The sequence below is a fragment of the Hallella sp. genome (assembly GCF_037460745.1).
In the GTDB taxonomy this organism is placed as follows: domain Bacteria; phylum Bacteroidota; class Bacteroidia; order Bacteroidales; family Bacteroidaceae; genus Prevotella; species Prevotella faecis.
This window is the reverse complement of record NZ_JAXVAE010000067.1, coordinates 1-9,152: the sequence shown is the minus strand read 5'-3', so window position 1 is coordinate 9,152 and position 9,152 is coordinate 1. Positions and strand designations below refer to the sequence as shown.

3 protein-coding genes are annotated in these 9,152 nt (G+C 51.7%); all 3 read left to right on the top strand.

The features are described 5' to 3' along the window. Positions 1-255: 255 nt before the first annotated feature. The 3 genes from WKK33_RS03085 to WKK33_RS03075 all read left to right on the top strand — a co-directional run bounded on the left by WKK33_RS03085 (position 256) and on the right by WKK33_RS03075 (position 8,249). The gene (locus WKK33_RS03085; RefSeq protein ID WP_337932427.1) at positions 256-3,795 is read left to right on the top strand and encodes an RICIN domain-containing protein; all 3,540 of its coding nucleotides are present in this window, start codon (positions 256-258) and stop codon (positions 3,793-3,795) included. Positions 3,796-4,046: 251 nt separating this feature from the next. Continuing rightward, positions 4,047-4,559, top strand: a complete 513-nt coding sequence (locus WKK33_RS03080) for a sigma-70 family RNA polymerase sigma factor (RefSeq protein ID WP_337469645.1) — start codon at positions 4,047-4,049, stop codon at positions 4,557-4,559. 195 nt (positions 4,560-4,754) lie between these two features. Next, positions 4,755-8,249: a hypothetical protein gene (locus WKK33_RS03075; RefSeq protein ID WP_337932425.1), complete on the top strand. Its 3,495-nt coding sequence runs from the start codon at positions 4,755-4,757 to the stop codon at positions 8,247-8,249. The last annotated feature ends 903 nt before the right edge of the window (positions 8,250-9,152 follow it).

Here is a 9,152-nt window from a genome sequence, read left to right as displayed (position 1 = left end):
ACTTTATTTGATGAATTTTAATAACTATGCGATTTTATCGCATCAGTACTAATCAAATTACACTTATTTTTGATATTTCTGTTTTTTCCTCCTTAATTATTTGATGTTTATCAAGTTTTTGTGTATCTTTGCCACACCTAACTATCCGAATTGAATTTGAATTCGTTGCCATTGGTGCGTGAGCGTCTCGTATGGCGACAAGCTCAGTGAAGCGTAATCACTTAACTATCATTGTTATATTTAAAAACTAAATTTATGAAACAAAGTTTCCGCACTTTGGCATTATCCGCACTGGCTATGCTGGGTTCAGGCGCTGCGTTTGCTGCTGACTGGGTTGTTCCCACACCAGCTTTCCACGCAATGGTTCCTGCAGAGAGCTCTGCGAAAACTGCCGACACAGTTTACGTTTGGAACGTAGGCCAGCAAGGTTTCATCGCTGGTGGCGAGGCTTATGGTACACAGGCTGCCGTAGCTTCCTTGTCGTCAGAGAAGTGGGTCGTCATCAAGACCTCTGAGGACGGTGTCTTTAAGTTGAAGAACGCCGCCCGCTCAGGTAAGTATCTCTTCCGCACCTATGGTGACGGCAATGTGGGCTCAGGAGTCAAGGCTTGCTTTGTTGATGGTGGCGACAACGCCAACACATGGGCCATTGCCAGCGCAACAGGTGATGTCTACACCATCCAGATGTCCGAGACAGCCAGTGATGTCGATGCAGACAAGAATCCTTTCAATGCTGATCAGTTCCTTGGTGTCCAGTTGAATCACGCTTCTAACTGGGCCTCATCTAATAATGGTGGTGTAACGAAGGGTGTTTATTTCGACGTGCCCATCTCTGAGAGCGCAGCCAACTGCCAGTGGGGCTTCGTCTCCAAGGCTGCTTACGATGTGTATGCCGCCAAGACGAGCATGAAGACCTTGCTCGAAGATGCAGAGAGCCGTGGCTTGGATGTCAGCGCCGAGGGTGCTGTGTTCAACAACGCCAACGCTACCCTGCAGGAGGTCAACGAGGCTATCGACGCCCTGAACGCTAAGGTTCTGGCTGTGGTTACTCCCGAGAATCCCATGAGCATGACCCATATGGTTAAGAACGCCGACTTCGAGGCCAATAGCGTTACGGGTTGGACGACCACTACGGGCGCTCCCAATAAGGGAACCGCTACCAATAAGTCGACCGATACCGCAGCCAACAACGAGGGCGCTTTCAACAACTACTTCTATGAAAACTGGAAGTCGTCTAACTTCAAGGGCCGCATGTACCAGACGGTGAAGAACCTTCCTGAGGGCATTTATAAGGTGGGAATCGCCGCCTTCGTTTCTTCGCTTGACGATGACAACGCCACTCACCAGAAGCAGTATGTGTATGCCAACGACGAGAAGGTGCTGCTCACACGTGCCAATCCTCGCGCTTACACCATCACCCTGAGCCTTACGGGTACCGACACCCTGCAGATTGGCTTGGCTTCCGACTCTACCATCACCAACTGGATGGGTCTCGACAATGTCACCCTGACCTACCTGGGCAATAGCATCGAGAGCTATCGTTACCTCAGCTCACAGCTCCTGCCTGAGATCGAGGCAACCATCGCCGATAACGAGGACGAGTCGTTCGGTTACACCGAGAGCATTTACGAGGCCGCCAAGGCCGCTGCCCAGGAGGGTATCGACGCTGCCGACAAGCAGGCTTCTTACGACGCTTACCTCAAGGCTAAGGCAGGCTTGGCCGACCTGAAGGCCAATGTGGCTGCCTATATCGAGCTCTATAAGGCTGCAGAGGGCGCCAGTGAGGCTTTCTACAACGAATACTCTGACCAACAGGAGTTGCTCGACGCTTCCGACGAGGGCTTCGAGATGCATGGTGCTCGCACCGCTTCTACTGAGGAGTTGCAGGCTATGATCAAGAAGATTGCCGACGCTTTACAGCAGGCTAAGCTCAAGTCATACCAGGTGGGCGACGATGTGACGAATCTCATCATCAACGCCACTTTCAACGATGAGACCGCCGAGGCTACTTACACACAGCCCCAGAACAAAAAGGGTTGGATTGGCGCCGACGTCATTGGTGCCGGTTGGATTACCGATACCCGTCTGGCTGAGGTCTACAACCTGGATTGCGACATCCATCAGGATCTCAATGGTCTGAAGAAGGGTGCTTACCGCCTCTCTATCCAGGCCTTCTATCGCCCGTCAGCCGCTTCGTCAGCCGCTTATCAGGCTTACCTCAATGGCGATTCGCTCACACAGGCTTACATCTACATGGGCCTCACGCAGCAGCGTGTGAAGAGCATCTACGCTTGCACCTTCCCCGAGAGCATCACCACCGTATCGCGCGAGAACCATTGGGTCAACGTGGGTGGCGACGATCCTCTCTACGTGCCTAACACGATGGACGAGTCGTATGTGGCCATGAATGGTAGCGTCGATGGCGAGCAGGATCCCGCTTACGACAACAACTATCGCAACGTGGTGTATGGCGTGGTTACCGAGAACGGTGGCAGCATGCCTATCGGCTTCAAGATCGAGAACCACTCAGATGGTAGCTGGGTAATCTTCCGCGACTTCCGCCTGGAGTACCTCGGCAACGATCCTATCTATATCAAGCCTGTGCTCGACAATAAGATCAAGGAGGCTCAGACCGACTTCGTAGGCCAAAAGATGGCCGCTGCCGACAAGGCCGCCATCGACAAGGCTGTTGCTGAGGGTCAGGCCGCTACGGCTGGCACCGATGGTGACGCCATGATGAACGCGTTTACCGCCATTGCCAACGCTGAGGATCAGGCCAAGGCTTCCATGAAGGCTTACACCGAGCTCACCGCTACTTACGATTCGCTGCAGGCACAGTATGATGGCTCTGATAAGGCCACCGCTGAGGCCAAGGCTTCTGCCCTCAACCTCCTCAACGAGGTGAAGGCCATGCTCAACGACGGTACCATTGCTGCGGCCGACGTTCCCGCCAAGCAGGTGGAGATGAGAGCCGCCATGAAGGCCCTCATGGTCCAGCCCGGATCAGACGACGATCCTACCAAGTACACTGCTTGGATCCAGAACCCGACCTACGGTAAGCAGGACGGTTGGACTGTCAACAAGAAGGCTGGCGACGGCAACCCTGGCGTCCAGTACAACACCATGGAGATCTGGAACGCCACAGCCGACGTCTATCAGGTTATCGAGGGTCTGCCCGAGGGTACCTATGAGGTGCGTGTGCAGAGCCTGTTCCGTCCGGTCAGCGCCGATGAGGCTTGGAAGGATCTGCTCGGCGACTCTATCGAGGATTATGGCAAGCGCGCCGTCATCTACGCCAACAGCGATTCCATCACACCGACCTACTGGTGCTCTAAGTACGATCCCGATTCGTACAGCTGGACCACAGGTGGCTACTCTAACATGGTCGACTCAGTGCTCGACACTTCTGCCGACACCCTGATGGCTGTTACTTACCACTTCGCTAACGACCGCCAGGCCGCTGAGTATCAGTTCCAGATGAACTACTATCCTGTGCAGAGCTTCTTTACCTACGTCAACGAGAGTGGTGTGCTCCGTCTGGGCTTCCGCAACAACGCCCACAAGGTACAAGACTGGTTCGTGGTGTCTAACTGGCAGCTCTACTACTACGGTAAGAACAGCGTCCACGCTGAGAGCACCGGTATCGATGAGATTGGTGACGACAGCAACATCCAGTTCAACGAGATCTACACCGTCGACGGACGTCGCGTCAACGCCCTGCAGAAGGGTCTGAACATCGTTCGCGGCAAGGCGGCCAACGGTCGCATCGTCACGAAGAAGATCGTTCTGAAGTAATTATTATTTAACAACCATTCCGTTCGCCGCCCCAACGTCGGTGAGATAGGAATTAACCATAAAAAGGTCTCCGAGAGGGTCTCTCGGGGACCTTTTTTGTGGGAATAGGCGGCCCAAATGTTAAAAAGTGGAACATTTTTTGCTTTTTGTTTTGGTAGCATTTTTTTTCTCTCTATATTTGCACCTGCAACGAACCTACTGTCGTCAATGTGGGACCTTTAACCCCCACAAGCACCTAAATATTCTACTCAATGAACCAAATGACAAACCGGGTAATACTGATAGACCAGACTTACCGCAAGATGTGGGGCAGCGTCCTTGCCATCTTCCGGCAGGCTTGCCTGTGCGAGGCCGATTGTGAGGACCTTGCCCAGAATGTCTTTCTTCGTCTGATGTCGCTCGATTTGTTGGTGCCCGAGACCATTGAGGGAATGACCGCTACCATCGCCTATCATTTTCGCACCGACTACCTGCGTCGCAGGGCCGCCATTCGCCGCCACTTCACTGAGACGCTCACGGCCGATGCATTCGATAATCGCGGCTCCGACGAGCATGTGCTCATCAAGGAGCTCTATGCCCTCGAGCAGACCGCGCTCGACCGTATGGCACCTGCCAACAGGCAGATCTATCTGCTCAGCCACTATGCCGACAAGACCAACGAGGAAATAGCGCAGACGCTCTCCATGAGTTATCGCGCTGTGGAGTCGAGGCTCTATCGCTCCCGTCAGGAGGTGAGGGAGTATGTCAAGCGGATGGCCATGTAAGGTTCCCCAACTGTAAAGAATGAAAGGAGGATGTGATGACGGGACAAAGGAATGAGAAATCCATGAGCCGATGTAAAAGAGGCTTATATATAAAAAGGTGGCAAAGCAAACCATTGCGATAAGCCGCCGATACTACTAATAGGAAACCAAATTCAATTAATTATTCAACTTAATTATTTTATTTAACTAAAGCTTATGAAACGAAGTTTACGTTTTCTGTCTATGCTGGTGGTCTTGATGACTACTGCAATGACAGCATGGGCTGCCGACTGGACGGTGAAAATCAAGCCAGTGGCACTCACATTGAACGACACGGTTTACATGCAGAACGTGGCAACCGGTCGTTATTTCAGCGGAGGTGAGGCTTGGGGTACCCAGGTCGTTGTGTCTCCCCTGTCAAGTGCCGCTCAGGTTTGCATTGAGCAGTTTGAGGATGGCACCTATCAGATTAAGAACAATGCCCAGGGTTGGAAGCATTACAACTATGCCACCAACAACAAGATGAACAGCGCTTGGCGTCAGCCTAAGGATGGTTCTATGGGCCAGGGCGTAAAGGGTTGCTTCGTCGACTGGAGTACTGGTTGGGTTGAGAAGGACGCTAAATGGGCCATCGAGGATGTAGGTGGCAACGTTTATCGTTTCTCTATTCCTAACACTGAGGCCTACCAGCTCACCGAGGAGTCTTCAGCCGCCGACTCTCTGCTTGGTCACATCGATGGTCAGTACCTGGGTGTGAACCGCAGTCATGAGTCAAAGGCTAAGGGCAACGGCATCACATGGGGTCTCTACTACGACTGCGTGTACGCCGACTCTGCTGAGAACTGCCAGTTCGTGTTCCTGCCTGTTGCCGTTACCGACGCCAAGGCTAAGTTGCTGGCTCTTGTTGAGCAGGCTTCTGCCGCCGGTATCGACGTGACAGCTGGTGCTGCCCTGTTGGCTGATGAAAACGCCACTGCTGAGGCTGTATTGGCTGAGGCTACTCGTCTGTCAGACGATATTGAGAACATCGCTTCTCCCACCAAACCTCAGGACCTGACAGCTAAGTACATCGCTAACGCTACTCCTATCCAGACCAATCCCGAGGGTTGGACTGTTACTAACATGAAGGGTGAGAAGGTTAGCGTTGGAACATCTTCTGACGGTGTGGCTGAGTTCTGGAACAACAAGGGTTACACCTTGAAGACCACTATCAACCAGCTGCCTGCTGGTGTGTATCGTTTCACCTGCGTTGCCCTCACTCGTACTGGCATGCATGGTAAGTTCTTCGTGAACAACGACACCATCGAGATCGCTGCTGTTCCTACAGACACTGCCAACAACCGTAAACAGGCTGCCAAGTGGTTCACTAACGACGACGATAAGGACGGTGTGCTCAATGGCCACAACCTGATTTCTATTGTGTTGTCTGAGCCTACCGATGTAACTATCGGTTTGATGTCTGACACCACTACGTCTGACTACTGGACAGTATTCCGCGAGTTCAAGCTCGAGAGCTTGGGTAAGAGCCTGGAGACCTTCCAGTATGTTAACAATGATATCCTGAAGCAGGCTACTGCTATCGAGGAGGATGAGGAGGCCAAGTTCACCGGTTCTTTGATGGAAGAGGTGAAGGCTCTCGCTACCGCTGGTGTTGAGGCTACCGATAAGGCAACCTCAGCCGACAAGTACACAGCCGCTAAGGCTAAGTTCGATGAGCTGAAGGAAAATGTTAAGCTTTGGAAGAAGCTTGAGGCCGCTATCGACAAGGCTGACGAGGCCCAGTGGCAGTTGTCTAACTCTGAGAAGCTTATGGAGGTTGTTGCTGAGGCACAGGAATTCTTCAACGCCCTTGAGGGTAGCAACGAGGAGATCCAGGCCATGATCGTGAAGGTTAACGACGCTCTCGACTATGCTATTAAGACCAGCTACGCTGCTGGCGACGATGTGACAAACCTCATTACGAACCCCACGTTCAACGATGAGACCAAGGAGAACAACAAGGAGCAGCCTCAGTCGAAGGAAGGCTGGGAAGGTGCTACCTTCGGTTCTGGTGGTACCAAGGATCTTCGTCTTTGCGAGGAGTGGGCTCACGACTTCAACACCTATCAGGATATTACAGGTCTGCAGCCCGGTGCTTACAAGCTGAACATTCAGGCTGTGATGCGCCCCGGTACTGCCGCTGAGTCTTGGAAGAACTACCAGGAGGGTAAGAAGGACGTTTATGCATGGATCTACATGGGTGCCCAGAAGCAGATGGTTCACAACATCTTTGATTGGACCTGGACTGAGGCACAGGACGACCAGGAGAGCTGGGAGACTGTAGAGGACGGCGTGGTTGTTCCTAACACTATGGCTACTTTCTACACTGTGATGGACGCTGACGCCGAAGTTTACAACAACTCTGTTGTAGGTCTCGTAACTGAGAAGGGTGGTTCAATGCGTATTGGTATCATGGCTAAGGATCCGACTGCTAACGGCAGCCGCTGGATGGTGTTCCGCGACTTCACCATGGAGTATCTTGGTAACGACGCTGCCAACGTTTCGCCTGTTGTTGAGGCCAAGGCCAACGAGTATAAGTCTATCGAGGACGCTATGAGCGCCAACGAGAAGGCTCTGATGAACAAGGCTGTTGCCGCTGCCGATGAGGCTGTTGCTGCTTCTGACGTTGACGCTATGCTGAAGGCTTATGCCGACATGGCAGCCCTGGGCGACACTATCGACGCTTCTATCAACGCTTACAAGGCCCTTCAGTCATCACTCGACTCACTGAAGGCTGAGAGCCAGGATGGTTCAATGGCCGATGCTATCGCTAAGGCTAACGCCCTGATCGCTGAGGTTACCGCCGCTATCCAGAACGGTTCAATCGCTATCCTCGACGTTCCTGCTAAGCAGAAGGAGATGAAGGACGCCCGCAAGGGTCTCTGGGTCCGCGAGGGCTCTGACGCCGCTCCTGCTGACTACACTGCATGGATCCAGAACCCGACCTTCGCCGCTAAGGATGGTTGGAAGACCATGAACACCGAGGGTACGGGCAACACATTTGCTATCAGCCAGAACTGCGGTGAGATTTGGAACGCTAAGTCTACTGTCTACCAGAACATCGAGGGTCTGCCCGAGGGTACCTATCAGGTGAAGGTGAAGACATTCTTCCGTCAGATTGGTCCTAAGAAGGCTTGGGAGCAGTTCATCAACGATACTATCGAGAACGTGAGCCGTGTTAAGCTCTTCGCTAACATGGACACTATCGCTCCTTACATGTGGGCTACTCGCGATTACAAGGATGAGTTCTCTGCTACAGGTTCTAACTGGGTTGAGGCTATCGACTCTACAAATACCGACAGCTTGCACTACTACTTGCCTAACACGCTCGCTAACGCCCGTGTTGTGTTCGACGCAAACTGCTACCAGAAGGAGTTCTTCACATACGTGAACAACACTGGTATTCTTCAGATCGGTTTCGCTAACAACGAGTTGCGCTCAGCTGACTGGTTGGTAACTTCTGACTGGGAGCTTTGGTACTATGGTAAGAACAGCGAGCACGCTACTTCTACAGGTATCACATCTGTGGGCACAGATGAGAAGGTTCGCTTCGACGAGATCTACACCATCGACGGTCGCCGTGTCAACACCTTGCAGAAGGGTATCAACATCCTTCGCGGCAAGTCTGCAAGCGGTAAGGTTGTCACCAAGAAGGTCATCGTTAATAAGTAAATTCTCACGCTTACTTGGTCCCACAGGTAAGCAGTGAATAACAATCATAAAAAATCCCCGGCGCATCAACGCCGGGGATTTTTTGTACCAAATGGTGGCCACGAGCGATCGTGTTGGTCCGTAATAATCGTTATGACTCCCTACATATCCTAATTTATGCTCTGTTTGATATTTTGGTGCATAAGTTGTGCAGCATTTTTCGTTGAAAGAGACAACGAAATGGTCGTTTTTCTTAACTCACCGTTTCAAATCTGCGTTGAGCGTTCACCATTAGCCGTCTTTCGTCTTGCGATAACTGCCTAACCGCACCTCGAAACGCCACGTCTCGAGGCTCAAAAGACCCTGTTTCGTACCTCGGTTAGGCATCTTTCGCAGCGCGAATAGTTCTTCTCGCCGCCCAAAATATCCTCTTTCTGTTATAACCTGTTGGCTATCAATGATCTACGTTAGAGTCGTGAGAATCGCGTATTTTCGCCCAATCTTTTCGTCATTGCCACGAACGATGTAGATTTCAATATAGTTTGTTGCAATCATTCGCATCCTGCAATTTCTAAAGAGACACCCATCCAACATTATTTTTGCCGTTTTGGCTTTTCTTTTTACCTCCGAACTAAACCTTCGTAGCGACAGCGGAGAAAGAACAACGAGATTTGTCGTAGACCCACTGACCTTAGGGAAGTAATTTCCCGAGACTCGGCGAAGCCCCACCGAGCGAAGGGAGGTAATTCTCGAATTTTTCCAAATTTCGTTTCGTAATTCGTTCCAATTGGTAATCGTTATACGATTACATGAATTCGTTAATTCGGGAAATTTGTTGTTCTTTCTGATGAAAGCGGCAGAGCCGAGCGACCGCGTCTGAGCGTAAATCCTCACTTGTGTCATTTGCCTCTTTGGCTCTGAGCT